The organism is Paenibacillus sp. FSL R7-0204 (assembly GCF_038002225.1).
GTDB lineage: Bacteria > Bacillota > Bacilli > Paenibacillales > Paenibacillaceae > Paenibacillus_AQ.
This window is the reverse complement of sequence record NZ_JBBOCA010000001.1, coordinates 1,798,303-1,823,070: the sequence shown is the minus strand read 5'-3', so window position 1 is coordinate 1,823,070 and position 24,768 is coordinate 1,798,303. Positions and strand designations below refer to the sequence as shown.

Genomic DNA, 24,768 nt, shown 5'->3' with positions numbered 1-24,768 from the left:
TTTACAGGTAAGGGAGCTATAAGATATAGCTCCCCTGTAACCTATACATTCTTTTAGTTAACAGGTGTAAATTCTGCCAATTGTTTCTCTACTTCGGCAATGACCTTGTCAACTCCTGCTTTTTTCAGCTGATCGCGGTATTCTGCTACAGCTGTTTTTGCATCTTTGTTTGTTTTACCCAGCATGAGCTGAATACCGAGCTGTGCATTGACGTTCGAGATCGAAGCAATTTCGGTAGTTACATTAGCCGGGTCGAAGCTGAAGCCGTTGTAAGGATCATCGATCGCTTCTTTATCCCATGCAGCGAACAGTTCTTTACGGACCGGATTCTCAGTATCACTAGGAATCACGAACTTATCGTTTCTGAGCGACCAAGCCGAGAAGCCGCCGCCGTCTGTTTTCTCATTGAAGCCTGGAGGCTGTTTCTTCACGCCGTCTTCAATGATATAGTGCTTGCCTTCGATACCGTACTGCATCAGATCGTAGTAGCTCTTATCTGTCATGAACTTCTCAATGACCATCAGAGAGCGCTCTGGATTATTGGAATTGGCGCTGATAACGGTTGAGTTGTCTACACCCATTTTACGTTTGATTTTCTTGTTGGCTTCAGCAAAAGTATAGAAAGCTGTAGGAGCATCAGGCAGCGCCTTGATATCGCCGCCATACTGGCCGATCCAGTCCTGGGCATGAGTCAGATAACCCGCAGAGTTCGCGGCTCTGAAGTTGTCTTTGCTGCCGAGGGAAGCGGACAGAACGTCTTTGCCCCAGTAGCCCTTGTCGCCCCACTCACGCATTTTCACAGCCCAATCCTCGAATTCCTGAGTGAAGGCCGGATGGAATACAGTCTTGTAATCCTCTGGGCTCTTCGTTACCAGGTTCAATTCATTGAGCGAGATACCAGGTGCGTTCAGCCACATGCCTGTAGTATCAACGAGCATTCTGTACATGTTCTGTGCATCCTCAGCCTTACCGTTAATTGGCGGGAAGGATTCATTGGCAACTACATTATCCATGTATTTAACCATATCATCAATGGACTTAATGTCAGTCATGCCGTATTTCTTCAGCAGATCGGTACGGTAGGCATAACCGGCAGGCGTATATTCACTGAACAGACTCGGTACGCCGTAGATTTTGCCATTCACCTTAGTGTTCTGCCAGGAGGATTCAGGAATCTCCGCTTTCAGCTTAGGAGCCACCTTGTCCAGCATATCCGTAATGTCCGTCAGCGCACCTTCTGTAGCCAGAGTGTAGTAGGACACAGGAGCACCCGGAGAAGCATGCGACAGATCGAACGATTCACCGGAAGCGAACAGCAGCGGATACTTGGTTGCTACGTCTCCCCAGTCAATATATTTGATTTCAAGCGTAGTATTGAGATCGGCCTTAAGCTTCTTGTTGATCTCAGCCAGAATGTCTTTATTGGTAACTCCTTCACTGCCCCACAGGTAGTACGTCAGCTTCGCTTCCTTAGAAGTGTCTACGCCTCCGGTATTAGTGGAAGTGGATGGAGTATTAGACGAGCCCGTATTTCCATTTGCATTATTGCTTGACGAACAAGCGGATAGCACTCCAGTAAGCATGAGGACAGCAGCTAGAGAAGAAGCAATCTTTTTACCTTTCATTCGGTAAGCCTCCCTTTTCTTTTCTATATTATGGTTTTTTGCATCTATAACAAACACCCTTCAATTGAAGCAGGCGTCCATTAACCCTTAACAGCACCGATAGTAAGACCGGTTACGAAGTAACGCTGAATGAATGGATACAGTAGAATGATCGGGCCTGTGGCCAGCACGGCTGTAGCCATTTTGATCGATTGAGTCGGCAGATCGGCTGTATTAATGACCGCCCCCGAGTTGATGAGACTGCCCATATTCGCCTGGTTGATCATGCGCTGCAGGAAGTACTGGAGCGGGAATTTGCTCTGAGTGTCCATGTACAGCATTCCGTTGTACCACTCATTCCAGAAGCCCAGTGCCGAGAACAGTCCGATCGTTGCCAGTGACGGAACCGCCAGCGGCATGAAGATCCGCCAGTAGATGCGGAAATCGCCTGCGCCGTCAATCGTAGCTGATTCATACAGGGAATCCGGGATCGCCTTCATGAAGTTACGCATCAGGAAGATCGACCACGCCCCTACCACTGCCGGCAGGATCATTGCGAACAGATTGTCCTTGAGGTGCAGATGCTTAACCATCAGGATGTAAGTCGGAATCAACCCTCCGCTGAACAAGGTGGTGAAATAGATCAGGAAGGAGAAGAAGTTACGGTATTTGAAATCCTTACGGTTCAGGACAAATCCGGCCATGGACATCATGAACAGACCGAGCACCGTACCAACGACTGTGATAAAGATCGTCACCTGATAAGCATCCACCAGCTTGGAGGAGTTACTGAGCAACAATTCATAGGCCTTGAAAGAAATCTCATTCGGAATCAGCTTGTACCCCTCGCGGATAATCTCCTGTTCATTCATGAAGGAGGATGAAATCATCAGCGCAAAAGGAAACACACAGAACAGGGCAAATACGGAGATGCAAATGTAGCTGATCACCTTAATGAAAATGCTGCCTGAATCCTGTTTAATAGTATTACTTGCCATATTAACACCCCTGTTTCTTATCTTGTCTTAGAACAACGCGCTATCCGGTTCAACCTTGCGCACAATAAAGTTAACGACAAGCACCAGAACCAGACCGAATAAGGATTGGTAGAAGCCTACTGCAGCACCCATGGAGAAGTTAAATTGTCCGACGAGTGACCGGAAGACATACGTATCTATAATATCCGTCTGCGGATACAGCACGGAGTTTGTTCCAATCAAATTGTAGAAGAGGTCGAAGGAGCCTTTGAGAATTCCGCCCATACCGAACAGGAGGAGCAGAATGAAGGTTGGCTTCAGAATCGGCAGAGTCATATAACGGATACGCTGCCAGGTAGTGGCGCCGTCCATATAGGCTGCTTCATAGAGATCATGGTTGATCCCCGTTATAGCTGCCAGATAGACAATCATACCGTAACCGGTACTTGCCCAAATCTTGAACGCTACAATGATGTACTTCCAGATTCCAGCGTCGGAGTAGAACTCAATCTTGTCTAAGCCCGTACTGGTAAGCATCGTATTGATAAACCCGGAGTTGAAATTGAACAGGTTATACGCGAACACGCCGACGATAACCATCGAGATGAAGTTCGGAAGCAGAATAACCGACTGGGAGATCTTCTTAAACCACTTGCCTGCAATCTCCGACAGCATGATGGCAAATACAATCTGGATGATGTTACCGAGTGCAAGGAACACCAGATTGTAGAGCAAAGTATTCTTGGTGATATTCCAGAGGTCTCCGTTCTGAATCAGGAACTCGAAATTCTTGAGTCCGATAAAGTCACTGCCGAAGATCCCTTTGTTGAGCTTGTAATCTACGAATGCCACGTAAGCGCCAGGCATTACCGCATAATGAAACACAGCAAAATACACAATGACAGGCAGCAGCATGAGATACAGCACTTTGTTCTTCAATAATTCCCGGACAACATTTCCGCCCGATTGTACAAATCTTGCCAATGAACCCACCTCCAAATTAAACATTGCATTCCACTGCAACTAATTAAGCATTCTACTGCAACTAATTAACCCTTTTCGACCATATAGAAACGTTTCCATTATTTCTTTGTGTTTCCCCTTGCTCAGAGCATACTCCTTCCTTGTATACGCTGTCAAACATTTTTTATTTTTAAATAACAAGTAATAAAATTACATTTCATTGTTCATAATAGATGAAAAGGCGTTTTTTTTATAGATAATTGACTTTTTTCAGTCAAAAGTCTAAACTCGAAATGTATAGCCTATGGAAACGTTTCTATTTATTCTTTACATGGACATGTCAGCCCTTTTTGTGACATCTGATGATGAATTCCCCCGTTCTGATCGATTTCATGTCCTAACTTAAGCACTGGAAAGCGAGGCTCGATATGATATTCAAACAACAAATGAACATGATTACCTTAACCCGGGATGACCTGTCGTATACATTCCTGCCTACAGGAGATATTTTTGAATTCACGCAGGGCTCCACTCTTATTAATCTGTTCCAGGGTAATCCGGCAGACGGCTCTTCCAATAATATCTATCTGCGCGTATATACAGAGCAAGGAATCCAGAGCTATCCGCTGCTTGGTATCCAATCAGGCTCCAAGCTGTCACGTACCGATGACAAACTGATTTTTGAAGGTTCTATAGAAGCAATCAGTTATCGTGTTAGCTTCGCACCGGCGAAGGATGGCATCTGGTTCTGGCAGCTTCAGCTTTCCGGCAGCGGTGAGACTGTAGATGTAGTGTATGGCCAGGATGTCGGCATTGCAGAGAAAGGCGGCATTCTCGCTAATGAGCTGTATATGAGCCAATATCTGGATCACAGCATCTGGGAAGGCCCGCAGGGCTACGCCGTATGCTCGCGCCAGAACCAGCCGCAGGGAACAGACTTCCCGTATCTTCAGCAAGGTGTTGTCGGCTCACAGGCTGTAGGCTATTCCACGGATGGTATGCAGTTCTTCGGCATTTCCTATAAAGGCAGCTATGTGCCTGAAGCGCTTAACGGCAATCTGCAGAACCGTAATTATCAATACGAGTTGGCTTATACCGCACTCCAGACCGAGACTATGGTCCTGTCGGCTCCGGTAGAATTCGCCTTCTACGGCCTATTCCGTCCGAATCACCCTTCGGCTGTGACAGAGCTTGAATTCCAGGCTGAGCTGCAGGCCGCTTACGCAGAGATCGACTGGAGCGGCAAGGAAGCCGTGCCAAACCGTGATGTTCCTCTGCTTAGTGACGATATCGGCAAGCCTTATGTATCTGCACAGTGGTCACAGGCCGAGATTGATGCCGCCTTCCCTAACCGGAAGCTTGAGGAGACCGAGAACGGGCAGCTGCTCTCCTTCTTCACAGACGGTCATGTCCATGTGGTCCTTCAGCCTAAGGAGCTGCTGGTGGAACGTCCGCATGGCCATATCATCACCTCGCTGCTGGGCGACAAGCAGGTAGACAACAACCTGATCTCCTCCACTAACTATATGTACGGTATTTTCAACGGGCAGACCGTGGTGGGGAATACCTCTTTCCATAAAGGGCTCTCTACACCGCGCGGCCTGCTGAACATTCAGCGGAACAGCGGTCAGCGGATCTATGTCCGCATGGACGGGGTCTACCGGATTCTCACGCTGCCGGCGGCTTACGAGATGGGCGTTAATTTTGCGAAATGGCACTATCAGCTTGAGGATGATGTACTGACCGTTACCTCAATCGCCGCAGCGGGTCAGCCGGATGTTGCCCTTCAGGTTCAGTCAAAGCTGGGCAGATCCTATGATTATCTGATCACGAATCAGCTGGTCATGGGCGAGCATGAATTCCAGCGTCCGGTACGGGTGGAAGAGAAAGACGGCATCCTGCAGCTTCTTCCTGATGAAGCGTCTCTTCAGAAGCTTCCTTATCCGGGCCTGCATTTCGATATCCAGTTGCCGGGAACTTCCTATACGTACAGCGATGACCGGATGTTCTTTGCCGACAGACAACCGCGCAACGGCACTCTGCTCACCTTGTCGGTAACGCAGTCCTCCGGCTTCCAGCTTGTGATTCAGGGCAGACTTACAGCAGCAGAGGCTCTTCCGCTGACGGCCCCTTACACACTGGAGAAGGAGCAGGCACAGTATAACGAATTCTATGCTTCGTTCACTTCCGGCTTCCAGCTGGAGCTGGATGGAGCCGAGCAGTCACGGATCGACATTCTGAATGAGACCGCATGGTGGTACACCCATAATGCGATGACTCACTTCATCATGCCGCATGGCCTTGAACAGCCGGGCGGAGCAGCCTGGGGTACACGCGATGTCTGCCAGGGACCGATGGAATACTTCCTGATGACCCAGCATTATGAGCTGGCCCGCAATGTTCTACTGAAGATCTATTCGCATCAGCTGTGGGAGAGCAAGGAATGGCCGCAATGGTTCATGTTCGACCAGCATCCGGTCCAGGCCCATGAATGGCATGGCGATGTTGTGCTCTGGCCGCTGAAATGCATCAGCGATTACATTATGGCTACCGGAGACTACGCGATTCTTAACGAAGAAATCGGCTATCACCATCTGGCAGACGCTCAGCCAAGCCAGCAGACCGAGACGGTCCTTGAGCATGTGAAGGCTGCCGTAGAGACCATCCGTGAACGCTTCGTACCAGGCACTGCTCTGATCAACTATGCCGGCGGCGACTGGGATGACACCCTGCAGCCAGCCAATGAAGCGCTCAAGACCAAGCTGGTCAGCGCATGGACGGTTGCACTCGCCTTCCAGGTGATCCGCAATCTGTCCCAGGTGACTTCCGCCGATCCTGAATTCTCCGCCAGCCTGGCAACTATGGCTGAAGAGATGAAGGAATCCTTCCGTACACTCCTGATCAAAGACGGCGTGATCGCTGGCTTCGCTTACTTCCAGGAGAACGGCAGCATTGATTATATGCTTCATCCGCTGGATGAGCAGACCGGCATTCATTACCGGTTATTGCCGATGACCCGCAGTATTATTGCCGAGCTGGTTACACCGGAGCAGGCCGCAGCCAATCTGCGCCTGATCGATGAGCACCTGAACTGCCCGGACGGCGTGCGCCTGATGGACCGTCCTGCCCGCTATGAAGGCGGCGTAAGCACCATCTTCCGCCGTGCGGAGCAAGCAGCCAGCGTCGGCCGTGAGATCAGCCTGCAATATGTACATGCCCATATCCGCTATATTGAAGCTTCCGCCAAGCTGGGCGAAGCGAAGCGTGCCTGGGACGGCCTGTTCCAGATTAATCCGATCAACATCCGGCAGAGCGTGCCTAATGCCCAGCTGCGCCAGAGCAACATGTACTTCAGCAGCTCCGACGGCGACTTCCCTGACCGCTACAGCTATCAGGAGAACTTCGACCAGCTGCGTGATGGCAGCGTTGAGGTGAAGGGCGGCTGGCGGCTGTATTCCAGCGGTCCGGGGATCTATCTCAATCAGTTGATCTCAGCCGTTCTGGGTATCCGCTTCAGTGAAGAAGAGCTGATTATCGATCCGGTCCTTCCGGCCAGCCTTGACGGTCTGCGCTTCACTTATGAGTGCTTCGGCAAGAAGATGACCTTCGTCTATCACATCAGCGCAGGTGAGGCCCGCACCCCTGAGGTGCATGCAGCAGGCGTTGCTGTTACCGGCCAGGTTCTACCGAATCCATACCGCCCGGGCGCGGTAAGCATTGCCAAGAATCACCTGTTGAGCCTGCCCGGCAATGAGCTGCATATCTATGTAACACAATAACTTTCAGTACGCTTACGAAGGAGTTAGCCATGACTAAACCGTTTATCCAGGATCTCGTGAACGATATGACACTAGACGAGAAGTTAGCCCAGCTTACCCAGCTTGGTCCATACTATTGGGGTCTGGATGATACCGTGGATTTGACGGGTCCATTCAAAGAACTTAATATCGAGCCGCAGGTGATCAAAAGCATCGGAAGCGTTCTGAACGGCATCGGCGCCCGGAATGTCATTGAGCTGCAGACCCGGCATCTGGAATCCAGCCGCCTGAAGATTCCGCTGATCTTCATGGCCGATGTCATTCACGGCTACCGGACCATTCTTCCGATTCCGCTCGCCATGGGTTGTTCTTTCGACCTCGATGCCTGTGAGCAGTTCGCTGAGGTAGCTGCGCGGGAGAGCGCTGCCGCAGGCATTCACCTCACCTTCTCTCCGATGACCGACCTCGTGCGCGATCCGCGCTGGGGCCGGGTCATGGAGACCTCCGGTGAGGACCCTTATCTGAACGCCCGGGTGACCGAGAGCATGGTCCGGGGCTACCAGGGCAAGGATCTGAAGGAGCCGGGGCGGATCGCTGCCTGCGTGAAGCATTTCGCCGGCTACGGTGCGCCTGAAGGCGGCCGTGAATATAACACGGTAGACATGTCCACCGGCGTACTCCGCGAGTTCTATCTGCCAGCCTACAAGGCGGCGGTAGATGCCGGTGTCGCTATGGTGATGGCTGCGTTCAATACCATTGACCGCATTCCGTCCAGCGGCAACAGCAAGCTCCTGCGCGGTATTCTCCGCGAGGAATGGGGCTTCGATGGCGTCACCATCGCCGACTTCAACTCCGTGAACGAGCTGGTGCCCCACGGCGCAGCGCAAGACGGACGTGAAGCTGCTCTGAAGAGCCTGTTAGCCGGACTGGATATCGAAATGATGTCCACCCACTATCTGAACCACGCTACTTCGCTTATTGAAGAAGGTCTGCTTGACCTCCGCCTCATCGACGAAGCGGTTACGCGGGTACTGGAGCTTAAGGATGCCCTCGGCCTGTTCGACAATCCGTTCAAGGATGCCGACCCTGTAGCTGACGAAGCCGATAAGCCAAGTCCAGAGCATCTTCAGGCGGCACGTGAGATGGGTGCCCGCTCGATCGTTCTGCTGAAGAACGAAGGCGGAGTCCTGCCGCTTACGCGCGGCATGAAGATTGGCCTCGCCGGTCCCTTCGCTGCCTCGATCAATGTTCTTGGCGGCTGGGCCGGTACCGAGAAAGACCCGGCGGTCTCCCTCTACACCGGCATTACCGGCAAAATCCCGGCAGCAGACCTGCTCACAGCCATGACCGGCGAGCTGGGAAGCATGCTGGAGGGTGTATTCGATGTGGAGGATGCTTCCGAAGCGGCTTACGAGCAGCTGAAGGACTGTGATGTGATTCTTGCCGCAGTCGGCGAGAATCAGCAGGATACCGGGGAAGGCGGCAGTAAGGCCAGCCTGCGGCTGTCCGCCAATCAGGAGAAGCTGATCCACCGCCTCAAGGCAACCGGCAAGCCGGTGGTCACCATTGTGTTCAGCGGCCGTCCGCTGGAGCTTGCGCCAGTGCTTGAGTCAAGTGACGCGCTGGTACAGGCCTGGTTCCTCGGCACCGAGTCGGGGAATTCCATTGCAGATGTGCTGTTCGGCGATTATAACCCGTCCGGACGCCTCTCCATGAGCTTCCCTTACTCCGTGGGACAGATTCCTGTGTACTATAATGCTTATCAGACTGGACGCCCTTATGATCCCCAGTATCCGAATGTGCGTTATGTAACCCGCTATCTGGATATTCCAAATGATCCGCTGTTCTGCTTCGGCTACGGCCTGAGCTATTCCAAGTTTGCCTACAGCGGCTTCACAGTAGAAGCTGCAGCAGACGGCAAGGCGCTTGCCGCCATCCAGGTGGAGAACACCTCGGAGGTTACCGGCAAGGAGACGGTTCAGCTCTATATCCGCGATGTTACCGCAAGTGTGGTCCGTCCCGGCAAGGAGCTGAAGGGCTTCAAGCAGATTACCCTTGCCCCGCATGAGAAGCAGACGGTATCCTTCGAGATTACCAGAGACATGCTCATGTTCTACGGCCAGGATGATCAGCTCGTGTTCGAGCCTGGAGACTTCGATATTATGATTGGTGCCAATTCCGGCGATCATAGCACGCAGCGGATCTGGATCGGCTGATTATACTAACCCCATAAACATAATAAATAGCGCCAATCCTCCACTTCACAAGTGTAGGGATTGGCGCTATTTGTATTGCACAGCTCTGCGTTACGCCCCGGTCAGCAGCTCGATATCCAGCCGGGCAAAGGCATCCTTCCATTCTGCAGAGCAGCCGCTGTCGGTCAGCACCATGGAGATATGCTCTAGCGGAGCGATCTGGGCAAAGGTAGTGATGCCAAATTTGGAATGATCCGCGACCAGAATGGATTCCTCGGCCCGTTCCATCATTTTGCGGGAGATCAGGGCTTCCTCCAGGTGGTAGTCGGTGATGCCCTCCGAGAGCGAGATCCCTCCGGCAGAGATGAACGCCTTATTCACCTTGAACTGACTCAGCAGATCATGGGCGGTGCCCCCTACTGCCGCCTGATACCCTGCATTCACCTCACCCCCGGCAAAAATAACCTTCCCCGCAAACTGCTCCAGCGCACAATTCAGCACGGGAACAGAGTTCGTAATCACCGTCACCTGTGTACGGTCCTTAAGCGCGCGCATAATCTCAAGGGTTGTTGTCCCGTTGTCGAGGATGACCGTCTCGCCGTCCTGAATAAGTGAGGCAGCCAGCCCGCCGATGGCCTGCTTGTCCTCCAGATGCGTCTGGGCGCGCTTCATGAACGTAGGCTCATGGTTCTCCGAGCGGATTCGTACCGCTCCCCCATACACCTTGCGCAGCCGCCCTTCCTTCTCCAGCCGGTCAAGATCGCGCCGGATCGTCTCCGTCGTCACCCCGAACCGCTCCGCGAGAAAATGCACCTGCACCTTCCCCGCAAGCTCGAGCTGGGCGAGAATCGTGTGCTTGCGTTCTTCATAGGTCAGCGACATCCCTGCTTCCTCCAGTCGTTGTTGATTTGATATATTAATTGGCTAACTTGTCGTAACGAGTGGCCATGCGACGGAAATACTTGATTTTAATGAAAAAGCATTCCAGCAAATGTCGTTCTTTGAACAGATACCAATCAATTTTAAAGGGACAGCGCATAGCTTTTCCCTTTAGGTAGTGCAATTAGTTTATAAGTATTTAAATGTTCCTGACAGTCCATAAATATCCTGTATCAAAATACCTATATTTACCATAATCATTATTGCTTTAAATTTTAAAACGGAGTCATAATCATAATTATCATAATGATTAAAACTATAATATGGTATATCAATAAACTTTTCGATTAACTGCATTATTTGCTTAGGTACAAATAATATAGCAGTTGTGATTAAACTTGCAATTGTACTTAGAATCATATGTATAGAAGTTGATATAGCTGTACTTTTAAATTGTTGCAATTTTACTTGAAGCTCAGTAATAGCTTCTTCATTAATCTGTGGTTTATCTGTGCTTAAATTACCAGCTATTTTTGCAAAAGAATCCATAACATTTTTAAAACCTTTTGTCATACTAAGTTCTTGTCTTGAGTTCTTATAATCTTTCGTTAATCTATTGAATTCAAGAGTTGACCAGATTGATACACCCAAGTTAACAACAGTAACAAGAATCAAAAATACAACGGCACATTTTACTGCCCAGTGATTATCTCTCATTATATAACACCCCAATATATATTTTAAGGTGTTATACGTACCTGTATCACATTAAGTAACATAAAATTACAAACAATTGTTTTTCAAACCAAACACAAGTTCTTCCGTTAAATCTTCGCAATACTTGTAATCACCCGAATGGTTAATTGCAAAAGCTTCTGCTTTATCTCGTTCAGCGTATACAAAGATTATCATTATGGGATGTAAGCCAATTTCGAATCGCCTCTGAGCCATAGGCTGAATCATGCTTAATACTCCATTCATTTTTCTCAAAGATTATTTTTTAGTTTTCAGACACGACCTAGTAAAATAAAATTTATGTTGGGTATCTCCAGACGAAATGTTGTTTCTAGTGTATTTATGTTGTTTTCATCAGTATATGAATCTGAATTCCACTTGTCAATGCGGACCCGCTAGCACAGAAATATCCCTTGTAGACATGTGGGTGTGGTTCCCATTGTACTTTATACAGCAGAGTGAGCTTTTGCCTAATTTCGTGCTCCTAGGAGGCTTGACAGAATAACCAAACGAGCCTAAAATCAACATGAAACAACATAAAGAAACACAAATCAACAACACATTGAATCAACAAACGCCGCACTATTACATCACTACACGCCTTACTGCCTTACCCATAATCGGATTGAAAAGAGAGGGGATTTCCCGCATGAACAGTAAATTATCATTTCGGCCAGACGGTACCTTCACCATCGTACAGTTCACCGACCTCCACTGGATGGATGGAAGAGCAGAGGATCAGCAGACCCGGGAGCTGATGGAGCTGGTACTGAAGGCGGAGCAGCCGGACCTGGTTATTTTCACAGGAGATACGATCTATACGGGACCGGTCCGTGAAGGCGGGCTGCCTTGCCAGGACCCCAAGCAGGCCTTCCGCGATGCCTTGGCTGCTGTAGTGAATTCCGGTGTGCCTTGGGCGTTCGTATTCGGCAACCACGATACGGAGAACGGAGTGACCTACAGCGAGCTGATGGAGATTGCGCAGGAGTCTCCGCAGTGTCTGGCTGAGGCTGGTCCGGCGGAGCTGGCCGGTTCAAGCAATTACGTCCTGGAGATTGAAGGCGCGGGCAAACATACGGGAGCCATCCTCTATATGCTTGATACGGGTGCCTACTCTCCGCTGGAGCAGATTCCCGGGTATAGCTGGGTCCGGCGTAACCAGATGGATTGGCTGGCAGGGCAGTCTGCGCGGCTGAATCCCAGAGAAGGTCAAGCGAAGCGGCCTGCACTGGCGTTCTTCCATATCCCGCTGCCCGAATATGACGAGATGTGGAACACCCAAGTTTGTTACGGACACAAGTATGAACGGGTCTGTGCTCCGGTTCTGAATTCAGGGTTATTCGCCACCCTCGTAGAGATGGGCGATGTGGCAGGCACCTTTTGCGGACATGACCATATCAATGATTTCACCGGCACGCTGCATGGCATCCGCCTCAGCTATGGCCGGGCAACGGGCTATAATACTTACGGGCACGACAACCTGAAGCGGGGCGCGCGCGTCATCCGTCTAGAGCAGGACCAGCCGTCCTTCGAGACCTGGCTCCGGCTGGCAGACGGCTCCCGGTGCACGGAACAACCCGCCCATACACCTCTCCCTGCTGCCGAACCACAACATTAACTACTTCTTGAGGGGTTGACTATTAATGCTGCTGCCAATTCTTTTGGTGCTGGCTTCCGGAATGTGCCACGCGGTGTGGAGCATGTTCACCAAAAGAAGCCTGAATAAAAGCAGCTTCCTGTGGTCGATCATGATGGTCTCCACGGTGCTGCTGCTGCCGGTGCTGCTTATCGAGCTGTGGACACAGCCGCTGGCCGCCGGCGCTTACGCTCTGCTGCTGCTGTCTGTAGCGCTGCAGGCCTTATATTCCTGGCTTTTATCCATAACCTATGAGATGGGCGACCTGTCCCAGATTTACCCGGTAATGCGGGGGACAAGCACGCTGCTGATCCCGCTGATCGGCGTTATTTTCCTGAAGGAATCCTTGTCTGTCTACGGCTGGATCGGGATCTGCTGCATGCTCGGCGGCTTCGCTGTCCTCAGCGGAATCGGCGCAAGAAGAAGCCTCCCGGCTTCCTCCGGGTCTGTGTCCGGCACTCCGGCTTCCTCCGGCCCCGGCACCACCTTAGGCTACTATACACCGATACTCATGGCTCTCTGCGTGGGATTATGCACTACCTGCTACGTATTCGTCGATAAGCTGAACCTTCAGCATATGTCGCCGCTGGCCCTGCTTGAGGTCACCAATATCGGCTTCGTTGCCGGACTGACCCCAGCCGTCCTGAGATCGCGGAAGCTGCTTGAAGAGTGGCGCCGCAACAAATTCACCATCCTGCTGGGCAGCGTGCTGAATCCGGGCTCCTATCTGCTGTTCCTGTTCGCACTTCAGCAGGCACCGCTTGCCCACATCAGCCCGCTGCGGGAGATCGGAACCATATTCGCTACGCTCCTCGGTGTGCTGCTCTTGAAGGAGCGGCAGGGCCTGCGGCGGATGATATGCTCGGTTGTCATTTTCTGCGGAATACTGCTAATTGGCATCTGGGGGTAAGCAGGATAAGGATCACAGATGTCGAATTGAAACCGTATGATGAAGATAACCTCGATGAGTACACACCTAATGAAGGCACGAGCCAGATTCAACCCCAAGCAGGCTCTATTGCTGCTTCTCTACTTAACCATTCTGATCAGTCTGCGCTATCTGTGGTTCAATGCCAATACAGCGTCTGAGCATCCCGAAGCACAGCAAGGTGTGCTGGATATGCGTGGCTGGGACTTCATGAATTCCCCTTCCATCCAGCTGGATGGAGAATGGGAGTTCTATCCCGGCCAGCTCCTGGGCTACGAGGATTCCGCCCTACTTGCTGCGGCCACACCGCATGTGGTCCAGGTTCCCGGTGACTGGAGCAGCGGCTTCCCGGAAGGGGAGCAATCCTCTCTGGGCTATGGTACATACAAGCTGCGCATACTCGTAGACCCGTCACAGACAGAGTCTTATGGCTTCTGGATTCAGCGGATTCAGGCCACCTCCAGCATCGATATTAACGAGCAGAGAGAGACCAGCTTCGGGAAGCTGTCCACGGATAGCGGGGACTATATCCCTAAGGCGGTCTCTTACACCGCAGCCTACGAGAATCCGGGAAGACAGGAGATTGTTCTCCTCGTCCGGGCAGCCAACTACGACCATCCGCTGGAGGGCGGGATTGTCAGGTCGATCCGTTTCGGCTCCCAAGCCGCGGTGGATAGCGAACGGATGTATTCACTCGGCTTCCAGCTGGTGGCGTTCATGATCATGCTGCTGCACGCGCTGTATGCGGGGATTTTATTCTTTTTTAACCGGAAGCAACGGGCGTTCCTGCTCTTCTTCCTCCTGCTGATGGCAGTAGCAGCTACCATTGTAGCCGATAACGATACGATTCTGCTGCTCTGGTTCCCTATTAATTATACCTGGGCACTGAAGCTCAAAATGCTGGCCTATCCTGCGTTGTCTCTGTTTATGCTGCTGCTGACGCGCAGCTTCTCGGCCTACGAGGGCCCCGGCCGTCTGTTCAAAATCTATCTGCTGGGTCTCCTGCTCTATACCGCTTATGTTCTGATCTTACCGGCACATTACGTGGTCTATGCCAGACTGTTCTTCTCGGTCTTCTACCTGCTTCCGGTAGCCGGAGTCATCTATTATATCGGCCGGATGGTCCTGCGGCAGGAGCAGGATTCCTTCTTCCTGCTGTTTGCCGCCGCCGCTATCGGCTCCAGCGTAATTGGCGGAGCCATAGAATCAAATGCCAAGGGGAGTATCCTGTATTATCCTGTAGATGTCATTGCAGCCATTATCGGCTTCTCTTCTTACTGGTTCAAGCGGTACTTCCGCAATGCGGAGGAGAACCGGCTGCTCAACCTGCAGCTGAAGGAGAGCGACCGGAAGAAAGACGAATTCCTGGCCAATACCTCCCATGAGCTGCGGACACCGCTGCACGGCATTATCAGCATTGCCCAGACTGTAGCCTCCAAGGAACAACAGGTGCTGGACGAACAGAGCTCTAAGGATCTGGAGCTGCTCATTACGATCAGCCACCGGATGTCCCTGATGCTTAACGATCTGCTCGATGTGACCCGTCTGCAGGAGAAGCGGATTGTGCTCCAGCGGGAGCCGCTGGCCATGGGTTCGCTCGTCTCGGGCGTGCTGGGGATGTTCGAATTCATGATCGAAGGCAAAAGGCTGCAGCTGCGTAATGAGCTTCCCGCTTCATTGCCGCCGGTCTGGGGGGATGAGAAGCGGATTGTGCAGATCCTCTATAACCTGCTGCACAATGCCATCAAATACACGCAGGCCGGATCGGTCACCGTCTCCGCTGCAGCCGACGGCAAGCTTGCGTGGATCAGCGTAGCTGATACCGGGGCAGGGATTGACAAGGTGACGCAGGCGCGGATCTTCTCGCCCTATGAGCAAGGCAGCAAAGGCATCATTGACGGCGGCGGCATCGGTCTGGGCTTAAGCATCAGCAAGCAGCTGACCGAGCTGCACGGAGGAGACCTCACAGTTGATTCCGAGCCGGGAAAAGGGTCCGTGTTCACCTTCACCCTCCCGCTGGCCTCCTCTGCCGGGGCCCGGGAAGAGACGAATCAGGATACAGCCGCCGCAAGGCAGCAAGACAACCCGGAGCTGCAAGGGCTGCTGCTTGAGGAGAGCCGGCTGCTATTACAGCAGTCCGATATCCGCAATCTCACAGTCCCTGTGGAGTTAACCACTCCGCCGCAGATGCAGGATGCTTCCCGGGCAGCCAAATCTCTGATCCTGGCCGTCGACGATGATCCGGTCAATCTCAAGGTGCTCTCCAGCATGCTCTCGGCAGAGCATTATCAGCTGGTGACCGCCACCAGTGCAGAGGAAGCCCTGGAGCTGCTGGGCACCGAGCCGTGGGAACTGCTGATCGCCGATGTGATGATGCCGTACATGTCCGGCTATGAATTAACCCGGATCGTCCGGCAGCGCTTCTCCCTCTCAGAGCTGCCGATCCTGCTGCTCACGGCCCGCAACCAGCCGGCGGACATCTATACCGGCTTCCTGGCCGGAGCGAATGATTATGTCGCCAAGCCAGTGGACGCCCTGGAGCTGAAATACCGGGTCCGCTCACTGACCGGACTGAAGCAGTCCGTTACCCAGAGCCTGCGGATGGAGGCAGCTTATCTCCAGGCACAGATTCAGCCGCATTTCCTGTTCAACACGCTGAACGCGCTGCTGGCGCTGAGTGAATTCGACCTGCCGAAGATGCGTGATCTCGGCGAGGCCTTCTCCTCCTACCTGCGCATCAGCTTCGATTATATGAATTCGCAGCAGCTCGTTGGATTATCCCATGAGCTGGAGCTAATAGAATCCTATCTCTTCATTGAGAAGGCGCGCTTCGAGGAACGTCTGCAGATCGAATGGGAGGTGGATCCCGGCATCGAGCTGCTGCTTCCTCCACTCACCCTCCAGCCGCTTGTGGAAAATGCCGTCAGACACGGCCTGCTGAGCCGCAAAGCCGGAGGCAAGCTCCAGGTCCGCATTCACCGCCAGAAGGGCTATACCTCCTTCGAAGTGGAGGATAACGGCAAGGGCATGAGCGAGGAGCAGGTGGCCCGCCTGCTCGACGACACCTTCCAGGCCCACCGCGGCATCGGCCTGCTGAACACCAACCGGCGCCTGACCCAGCTCTACGGCGAAGGCCTCGTGATCCGCAGCCAGCCTGACGTTGGCACTACAGTATCCTTTGTGATTCCTGAGCGGAGGCAGGGCTGAACCGCCCGCTCCATAACGGCAGCATAAATAACCCGCAGACCGGAAGTGATGACTCCGGCGCTGCGGGTTATTGTTATTTTTCCTCTACTTACTCTTTACTCTCCTCCGGCGTATAAACCACCGTCTTCTCAACTGTAACCATCTTACCGAAGCTGTTGGTCACCTTGAATACGAACGTATTACTGCCCTCTGTCAGCGTCACCGACTCATAGAAGCTGCCATAGCTGCTGATCAGTTTGTCATTCAGATAGACTTTGGGACTGCTGTCGTTTGCATCCGTGACACTCCCAGTCAAGGTAAGCTGTTTCGTCTTGGTCGTCTCAGGAATATAATCCAGCTTCAGCACCGGCTCACTCACGTTAAAAGTAATAGTCTTGGTCACAGACTCCGAGCTTTTGCCCAAGCTGTTAGTCGCTTTGAAGGTAAACGTATTCGTTCCTTCTTGGAGCGTTACCGTCTTGTTGAAGGATCCATATTCGCCTACGAGTGCGTCGTTCATGTAGATCTTAGGATAGCTATCATTCTTGTCACTAGCCTTACCGCTTAAGGTAACCGTCTTGCCGCTGCTCGTCTCGGGGATCAGATCAAGCGTCAGCACGGGACTGTCCACAGCAAAGGTAATCGTTTTGGTGGCAGCGGCCGAACTTTTACCCAGACTGTTAACAGCCTTGAAGGTGAACGTATTCACTCCTTCTTTGAGCGTTACTGACTTGTTGAAGGAGCCATATTCCCCTACAAGTTCGTCATTCATGTAAATCTTCGGATAGCTGTCATTCTTGTCAGTCGCTTTACCACTGAGGGTTACCGTCTTGCTGCTGCTGGTCTCCGGGATCTGATCGAGCGACAGCACAGGTCCGTCTACATTAAAGGTGATTACCTTGGTAATAACCGCTGAGCTTTTGCCCAAGCTGTTCGTAGCCTTGAAGTTAAACGTATTCGCCCCTTCTTTCAGCGTTACTGTCTTGTTGAAGGAGCCGTATTCGCCTACAAGTTGATCATTTATATAGATCTTCGGATAGCTGTCATTCTTGTCGGTCGCTTTTCCGCTCAGGGTAACCGTCTTGCTGGTGCTGTTCTCCGGGATCAGATCCAGAGTCAGTACAGGCCCGCCCAAGGTCACGACAATCTGCTTCTCTACCACAGCTTTTTTATCATATTTATTCGTTGCGGTCACCACGATCTTGTTAACGCCTTCCTTCAGCGTCACATCCGCACTGAATTCCCCGTTGTAAGCCACATAGGCGGTCTTATCATTAACCGTAACTTCCGGATTCATATCGCCGCTGTCCTTGACTTTACCGGTGATTTTGGCCGTAAGCTGATTGGACGTCTCAGGAGCCTGCACGGTAAGCTGCGGCCCGGAGGTCTGATAGGTCACCTGCTTCGTCACTGTATTCGAGCGTCCGTTCGGCAGAACCGCCTTGAAGACAAATTCGTAGACCTTCTCTCCCCCATCCAGATCATACGCCTCGGCAAAAGAGCCATTCTCATTCTCTACTTCTTCATCGTTGATATACACCTTGGCGTCCGCATTCACTTTGCCCGTAAGCTTGACCGTTCTGTCCGACACCTGTGCCGGCACCTGTACGTCCAGCTTCACATCCTGTGTTGCGGTAGTATAGGAGGACTTCAGTACGCGGTACAGCAAAGTAGCTACAGAAGCCCGGTTAATCGGACTAGTCGGCCCGAAGGTTCCGTCCGGGAAGCCCTGAATCAGCTTATTCTCCACAGCCACCGCTACTTCCTTCGCCAGTTGAGGGGTCACATCCTCATAGTCATCGAATCTGTACTGCAGAATGTTGTCCGCATCTACATTATCCGTCTCCAGCCCCATTGCACGTACCAAGGCAACAGCCACATCTTCACGTGTAGCGCTTGCCTGAGGATCGAAGAACGGCTTGCCTTTCACTGGAAAATACCCGGTCAGGTAATCCTTGGCTGTCTCCACATATTTGTAGGCCCAGGAGGAGGGAGCCACATCCGAGAATGTCTGCGTTCCATCCGAGACCAAATCAAGTCCAAAGGTCAATGTAATCAGCTTGGCTAACTGCTCTCTGGTAATTGCCGCTTCAGGCTTAAAGGACCCGTCCGGGTTCCCCGTAATAATGCCTTGATTCGCCATACTTTGTATCGCTTCATTGGCCCAGTATGTGGTCTTCACATCCACGAATACATAAGACGTCTTCTGCTCTACAACCGTTGCCGCACTAGCCACTCCCCCGCACAGCATACTCAGCAGCATCACCCATGCCGATACTACTCTCCATCTTCTCGCCATCACACTCATCGCCCCCAACCATAGTAAGCAGCCCCGGCCGTCCACTCTTCTATTAATATGCTTAAGAGAGCAGCCTGCTAGACTCGCAGAGACAATTATACTCCAATTAGTACCAAGGTAATAGTTCCTAAGATATAAAATATTTTCCTCACAACACCAACGCCGCCGTCTCCCGCTTCAGCCACGCCCGGTGCTCCTCATCCAGCAGCGGAGCCAGCTTATCATACACCTCAGCATGATAGTGGTTCACCCAGTCCAGCTCCTCCCTGCTCAGCATAGACGGCTCAATCGCCCGGGTATCGATCGGCAAATAACATAGGTCTTCAAACTTCAGGAATCTACCGAACTCCGTAGTCACATCCTCCGTAATCAGCAGCGTGTTCTCTGTACGGATACCATGACGGCCTTCCTTATAGACTCCCGGCTCCACCGTGATGATCATCCCAGGCTCCAGGCGGACCTCATTCGGCTTAAAGCTGAACCGCTGCGGCTCTTCATGCACATTGGAGTAATAGCCCACACCATGTCCGGTTCCGCACTTGTAATCAAGGCCATGATCCCACATCGGCCCCCGGGCGAGAATGTCGAGGGTAGATCCGGTGGAGCCATAGAGGAACTTGGCCGTAGACAGCGCAATCACAGACTTCAGCACCAGTGTAAAATCTCTCTTCTCCTCATCCGTCAGCGGGCCAAGCGCCAGCGTGCGGGTGATATCCGTTGTCCCGTTCTGGAAGTGCGAGCCCGAATCCAGCAGATACAGGCCTCTGGCTTCCAGCTCTACCGGATGATCGGCGGACGGCGAGTAGTGCATCATCGCAGCATTCGCTCCGTAGGCAGAGATACTGGAGAAGCTTAGCTCAGCGAATAACGGCTGCTGCCGCCGCAGCTCCAGCCCCTTCTCATCGGCTTCAAGCTCGGTCACCGGACGGAGCGGAACCGTCTCCTGCAGCCATTTGAACAGTCCGACCAAGGCGGCCGCGTCCTTCAAATAGACATCACGGATATTACGGATCTCCACCTCGTTCTTGATCGACTTAAGGGCCACCACAAGACCCGGCGCTTCTATAGGATGAGCGGATTCCGGGATGGCCGCCGCCAGACTATATCCGGTTTTGTTCGGATCATACAACACGGAAGCCGCTTCCGGGAGCGTCTGCAGGAACGGAAGGATGTCCTCATACTCCCTGATCTCCACGCCATCCCGGGCCAGCGTCTGCTTATCTTCCGGGGTGGCCTTATGTCCTCCGGCGAACAAGCTTGCATGATCTACCCCTACAATGGCAAAAGCGGTCACATACGGATTGAACGGGATATCCCGTCCCCGGATGTTGAACAGCCAGCACAGATCATCCAGCGCGGACAGCACATAATAATCAGCGCCCTTACGCTTCATCCCCTGCCGGACCTGCTCCAGCTTGTCCACCCGGCTGAGACCTGCATACTCTTCATCATGCAGCATTAGCGGCTCGGCCGGAATGGCTGGCCGGTCCGTCCATATCGTCCCCACCGGGTCGAGATCTGTAATCGTCTGAATCCCTTTCGCCGCGAACTTGGCCTGCAAGCCCTTCATAGCGGTTACGGACAACGTTCTGCCGTCTACGGCCATACGTGCGCCTTGCGGTAATTCCTCTGCCAGCCATTCATCCCATTGCGGGACGCCCGGCTCAGCCATACGGAACATACGGATGCCCGAGCCCGCAAGCTCCCGCTCCGCCTGAATATAGTACCTGCCATCCGTCCACAAGCCAGCATCCGCTAACGTGATCACAGCCGTTCCGGCGGAACCGGTGAAGCCGGTAATCCAGCGGCGGCTTTTCCAGTGCTCCCCCTCATATTCACTTAAGTGCGCATCCCCGCTTAATACCACACAGGCCGCTATCCCGCGCTCCGCCATCCATTCTCTTAGCTTATGTACTTTCTCCTTCGGCAACATATCAGCATCTCCTTCTCTCTATCTAGTCTACTGAACCATCATACACCTGCATTTCATGGAAAAAAAGAAAAGACGCCGCAAAAAAAAGATGAAGACCCTCAGGTCTCCATCGTGTCACTATCGCCTTTCCGTACCAGCTTCCGCCGCTGCTTCCCCTTCTTGATCCACATCCGGTCCTGGTCATCCCGGTAGAATCTGATCCCGAACAAGCGCAGCGGTGTCCACATTTCCCTAAAATAATAATTGGGCATGGTCCATTTCTCCCAGACTATAAATAGATTTGCTCCTAATTATAGACCGGGATACCTGGTTTGTTTGTCGCATTGTGGAGGGTAAGGGGGAATAGCATTACTTTTTTTGTAAAAAGACACTTTATAGGTATGCTCCAATCTGAACTTTGTATTGTTCGTTCTCTTCTTCATTTGCTTGATTCCGATGCTGCCCGAACAGATCGACACATTTGATTACATTGCTCTCGTTATTGATTCTAGCGGACGATTCCAAGCTTTGCAGGATAAATCCAATTCCTTCTTTGCGCTTGTTATTTAAATAATAGGCTGCTAATTCAGCAAGGAATTGAGTGTATTGGTTGGTTATGATTTGTTTGTTATGAAGAATCCCATATTCTGCAAGATTAGTACGGCAAGGGAGATAGGCAGCAAAACGCTCCAGAATAGAATCAACATTCCAGTCATAGCGGTTAGCCGACAAGATAATATTGTATAACGCTATAAATATCTCATCTGGTCGATCGGATATATATGCAACATAGTCAGAGAGCGCCTCATATTGTCCTCCCATTACCCGATAAAGCAGCCTGTTTGCGGTACCCCACTCCTGGAACTGAGCTACAGTTCGCTTCACTTCTTCATTGTTTTCCTGTATCCAGTTCCCATCCATATAGAGGGACACCCAATCTAATGCCGAATTGAAGTCTCCTAATTCCTCACACACAGTTGAACGGATAAGCTGTGCATACAGGATATAGAAGTATAGGGGTTTTTCGGTTTTTTTCTCGTCACTCTCTCTACGGTTAGACTGCCGCTGGAGATTATAACGAAGAGTTGCTAATTGCAGCATCTTCTTCGCCAGTTCATCCACCTTATGCCACTGATTCATTGAACCATAGACATGACCCAAATGATTCACCCCGTCCAATTGATCCGCTTCATCCAGCCGGTCCAGGTAACCTTCGAAGATATACGCCGCCTGCAAATTCCGCGTCTGGTCGTCACCAATGGCGATTCGGAATAGACGGTATTGGCATAACGCGAGTCTCTCGGAATTCTGATACTTCTCACTGACACTCACATTCTTATACAATAATTCGGCAGCCTGCCACAGCCCCTCTTGAAACAGTCCTTCAGCCACTTCGAACAGCATGGGGGCATAGACCAGATTCTCCAGCAGATTCTGAACCACCTGCTCAACGCAATCCAGACGGCCCAGTTCAGCCGAGCGCACAAGAAAAGGCCGCAGACGCCGCCAGGTGGGTGACGAGAAATAGAAACATTCATCCACGTAAAAGCTATAGAAATGATCCTCCGGCAGATCCATCGCCTTGGTAATTCGCTCCAGATGGTTCATCGCAATGGGCTGGTGACCACTTAGTATCCGGCTAAGCGTTCCTGAATTAATTCCGGATTGTCCCGAGAATTGATTAATAGGCATTCCCTTCTGCGACAAATACAACGCTAATTGATCGCGAATCATAGTTCTAGTAGAGACCATGCAAACACCACCTAACTGGAATCCAATATAATTTCTTTTATAGTTGTAATAATATGTCACATTATTCCAATCGTCAATAATTTAGAATGCTGCAGATTAGTACAATCCGTGAACTGGCAACCCGTTTGCCATGATGGCAAAAAAATAGAGACCCTAGGGGTCTCGTAAGGTCTCTGTCATCCGATATCACATTTGCGTAGCCGTTTCTTCCACCGGTGTTACCACAGCTTCACCCATTGCCAGTCCTCGTACCCCGTTACCTGAGGAACCAGCGCTTGATCTGCTCCAACGAACCCTTAGCTTCCGGGCCATTGTAGCCGAAGGCATTGCCAATCATCAAAATAACGCTGCTGCCCAGTAAGCATCAACCGCCACCTATACCGTGGCCCATAGTTTGAATAAAACTTTGAATGCTGATATTTGCTACGGTCTCAGTAGTAGCAACCGGTATAATAATTGCAATAGCCAGACTACAGGAAGCTAGAAGCTTGATAAATTTTCTGTTCATGTGAAACCTGCACCTCTCTAATTAGAAGTTTGTATTGCTCTTGCTCTTCTTCACCTGCCAGATGCCGATGCTGTTCGAATAGATCAACACATTTGATAATATTTCTCTCATCATTGATTCTAGCAGACGATTCCAAACTTTGTAGGATGAATCTAATACCTTCTTCACGTTCATTATGTAAATAATAGGCTGCCATTTCAGCAAGGAATTGAGTGTGTTGGTCCAACATAACCTGCCGATTATAATCGCCAAATTCTGTAGAATACGTCCGGTAAGGAATATAGGCAGCAAATCGCTCCAGAATATAATCAACATTCCAATTGTAGCGGTTAGCCGATATGACAATACTGTATAACGCTGTAAATATCTCATCTGTCCGGTGGGAGATATATTCAACATATTCAGAGAGCGCCTCGTGTTGTCCTTGCATCACTCGATAGAGTAGTCTGTTTGCGGTACCCCACTCATGGAACTGAGCCACAGTCCGCTTCACTTCTCCATCGTCTTCCTGTATCCAGCTTCCATCCATATAGAGGGACACCCAATCTAATGCCGATGGGTAGTCTCCTATTTGTTCACACACATATGAACGGATAAGCTGTGCGTACAAGATGTAGAAGTACAGTGGTTTCTCAGTTTTTTCCTCGTTACTCTCTCTGCGGTCCGACTGACGCTGGAGATTATAACGAAGAGTCGCTAATTGCTGCATTTGCTTTGCCAACTCATCCACCTTAAGCCAGTTGTTCAATGAAACATATACATGAGCGAGATGCTTCAATCCATCTAACTGATCCGCTTCATCCAGCCGGTCCAGGTAACATTCGAAGAGATGCGCAGCCTGCAAATTCTTCGTCTGGTCATCACCAATGGCGATTCGGAATAGACGGTATTGGCATAACGCGAGTCTCTCGGAATTCTGATACTTCTCACTGACACTCACATTCTTATACAATAATTCGGCAGCCTGCCACAGCCCCTCTTGAAACAGTCCTTCAGCCACTTCGAACAGCATGGGGGCATAGACCAGATTCTCCAGCAGATTCTGAACCACCTGTTCAACGCAATCCAGACGGCCCAGCTCAGCCGACCGCACAAGAAAAGGCCGCAGACGCCGCCAAGTGGGTGACGAGAAATAGAAACATTCATCCACATATAAGCTATAGAAATGATCCTCTGGCAGATCCATCGCCTTGGTGATTCGCTCCAGATGGTTCATAGCAATGGGCTGATGACCACTAAGTATCCGGCTAAGCGTTCCTGAATTAATTCCGGATTGTATGGAAAATTGATGAATAGACATTCCCTTCTGCGACAAATGCAACGCTAATAGATCACGTATCATAGTTCTAGTAGTAGGGACCATGCAAACACCACCTAACTGGAATCCAATATAATTTCTTTTATAGTTGTAATAATATGTCACATTATTCCAATGG

Annotated in this window: 15 protein-coding genes; 5 read left to right on the top strand and 10 right to left on the bottom strand. The window is 51.2% G+C overall.

The annotated features are described in order from the left end of the window. Window positions 1–53: 53 nt before the first annotated feature. The 3 genes from MKX42_RS08170 to MKX42_RS08160 all read right to left on the bottom strand — a co-directional run bounded on the left by MKX42_RS08170 (window position 54) and on the right by MKX42_RS08160 (window position 3,565). Window positions 54–1,625, bottom strand: a complete 1,572-nt coding sequence (locus tag MKX42_RS08170) for a DUF3502 domain-containing protein (RefSeq protein WP_340752068.1) — start codon at window positions 1,623–1,625, stop codon at window positions 54–56. A gap of 80 nt (window positions 1,626–1,705) precedes the next feature. Then, a complete protein-coding gene (locus tag MKX42_RS08165) occupies window positions 1,706–2,602 on the bottom strand; it encodes a carbohydrate ABC transporter permease (RefSeq protein WP_036725974.1) in 897 nt (298 codons plus the stop codon). 27 nt (window positions 2,603–2,629) lie between these two features. Beyond that, entirely contained in the window at window positions 2,630–3,565 is a 936-nt protein-coding gene (locus MKX42_RS08160; protein WP_036725975.1) for an ABC transporter permease, read from the bottom strand. A gap of 407 nt (window positions 3,566–3,972) precedes the next feature. Here MKX42_RS08160 and MKX42_RS08155 point away from each other — a divergent pair, with 407 nt between their 5' ends. Continuing rightward, window positions 3,973–7,323 (top strand): GH36-type glycosyl hydrolase domain-containing protein, encoded by a 3,351-nt coding sequence (locus MKX42_RS08155; protein WP_340752067.1) that lies wholly within the window; start codon window positions 3,973–3,975, stop codon window positions 7,321–7,323. Window positions 7,324–7,352: 29 nt separating this feature from the next. Continuing rightward, window positions 7,353–9,518, top strand: a complete 2,166-nt coding sequence (gene bglX, locus MKX42_RS08150) for a beta-glucosidase BglX (RefSeq protein WP_340752066.1) — start codon at window positions 7,353–7,355, stop codon at window positions 9,516–9,518. Window positions 9,519–9,608: 90 nt separating this feature from the next. Here the strand turns inward: bglX and MKX42_RS08145 are convergent, their stop codons facing one another. Both MKX42_RS08145 and MKX42_RS08135 read right to left on the bottom strand, forming a co-directional pair. Then, a complete protein-coding gene (locus tag MKX42_RS08145) occupies window positions 9,609–10,379 on the bottom strand; it encodes a DeoR/GlpR family DNA-binding transcription regulator (protein ID WP_340752065.1) in 771 nt (256 codons plus the stop codon). 186 nt (window positions 10,380–10,565) lie between these two features. Beyond that, window positions 10,566–11,093, bottom strand: a complete 528-nt coding sequence (locus MKX42_RS08135; RefSeq protein WP_340752064.1) for a hypothetical protein — start codon at window positions 11,091–11,093, stop codon at window positions 10,566–10,568. 667 nt (window positions 11,094–11,760) lie between these two features. Between MKX42_RS08135 and MKX42_RS08130 the strand changes: the two genes are divergently transcribed. From MKX42_RS08130 to MKX42_RS08120, 3 genes are read left to right on the top strand one after another with little or no spacing between them, the layout of a single operon-like run. Next, window positions 11,761–12,729, top strand: a complete 969-nt coding sequence (locus MKX42_RS08130) for a metallophosphoesterase family protein (protein WP_340752063.1) — start codon at window positions 11,761–11,763, stop codon at window positions 12,727–12,729. 25 nt (window positions 12,730–12,754) lie between these two features. Further along, window positions 12,755–13,657, top strand: a complete 903-nt coding sequence (locus MKX42_RS08125) for an EamA family transporter (RefSeq protein ID WP_340752062.1) — start codon at window positions 12,755–12,757, stop codon at window positions 13,655–13,657. Window positions 13,658–13,711: 54 nt separating this feature from the next. Then, the gene (locus tag MKX42_RS08120; protein ID WP_340752061.1) at window positions 13,712–16,882 is read left to right on the top strand and encodes a hybrid sensor histidine kinase/response regulator; all 3,171 of its coding nucleotides are present in this window, start codon (window positions 13,712–13,714) and stop codon (window positions 16,880–16,882) included. Between the two features lie 88 nt (window positions 16,883–16,970). Here the strand turns inward: MKX42_RS08120 and MKX42_RS08115 are convergent, their stop codons facing one another. The 5 genes from MKX42_RS08115 to MKX42_RS08095 form a co-directional block, all read right to left on the bottom strand. After that, complete coding sequence (locus MKX42_RS08115) at window positions 16,971–19,160, bottom strand: S-layer homology domain-containing protein (protein ID WP_340752060.1); 2,190 nt, start codon at window positions 19,158–19,160, stop codon at window positions 16,971–16,973. Between the two features lie 148 nt (window positions 19,161–19,308). Further along, window positions 19,309–21,093, bottom strand: a complete 1,785-nt coding sequence (locus MKX42_RS08110; RefSeq protein ID WP_340752059.1) for an aminopeptidase P family protein — start codon at window positions 21,091–21,093, stop codon at window positions 19,309–19,311. A gap of 98 nt (window positions 21,094–21,191) precedes the next feature. Beyond that, window positions 21,192–21,344: a hypothetical protein gene (locus MKX42_RS08105; protein WP_340752058.1), complete on the bottom strand. Its 153-nt coding sequence runs from the start codon at window positions 21,342–21,344 to the stop codon at window positions 21,192–21,194. Between the two features lie 121 nt (window positions 21,345–21,465). Continuing rightward, window positions 21,466–22,824, bottom strand: coding sequence for a helix-turn-helix domain-containing protein (locus tag MKX42_RS08100; RefSeq protein ID WP_340752057.1), 1,359 nt, complete (start codon window positions 22,822–22,824; stop codon window positions 21,466–21,468). Between the two features lie 470 nt (window positions 22,825–23,294). Further along, on the bottom strand, window positions 23,295–24,632 hold the full coding sequence (locus MKX42_RS08095) for a transcriptional regulator (protein WP_340752056.1): 1,338 nt from the start codon (window positions 24,630–24,632) through the stop codon (window positions 23,295–23,297). Between the last annotated feature and the right edge of the window lie 136 nt (window positions 24,633–24,768).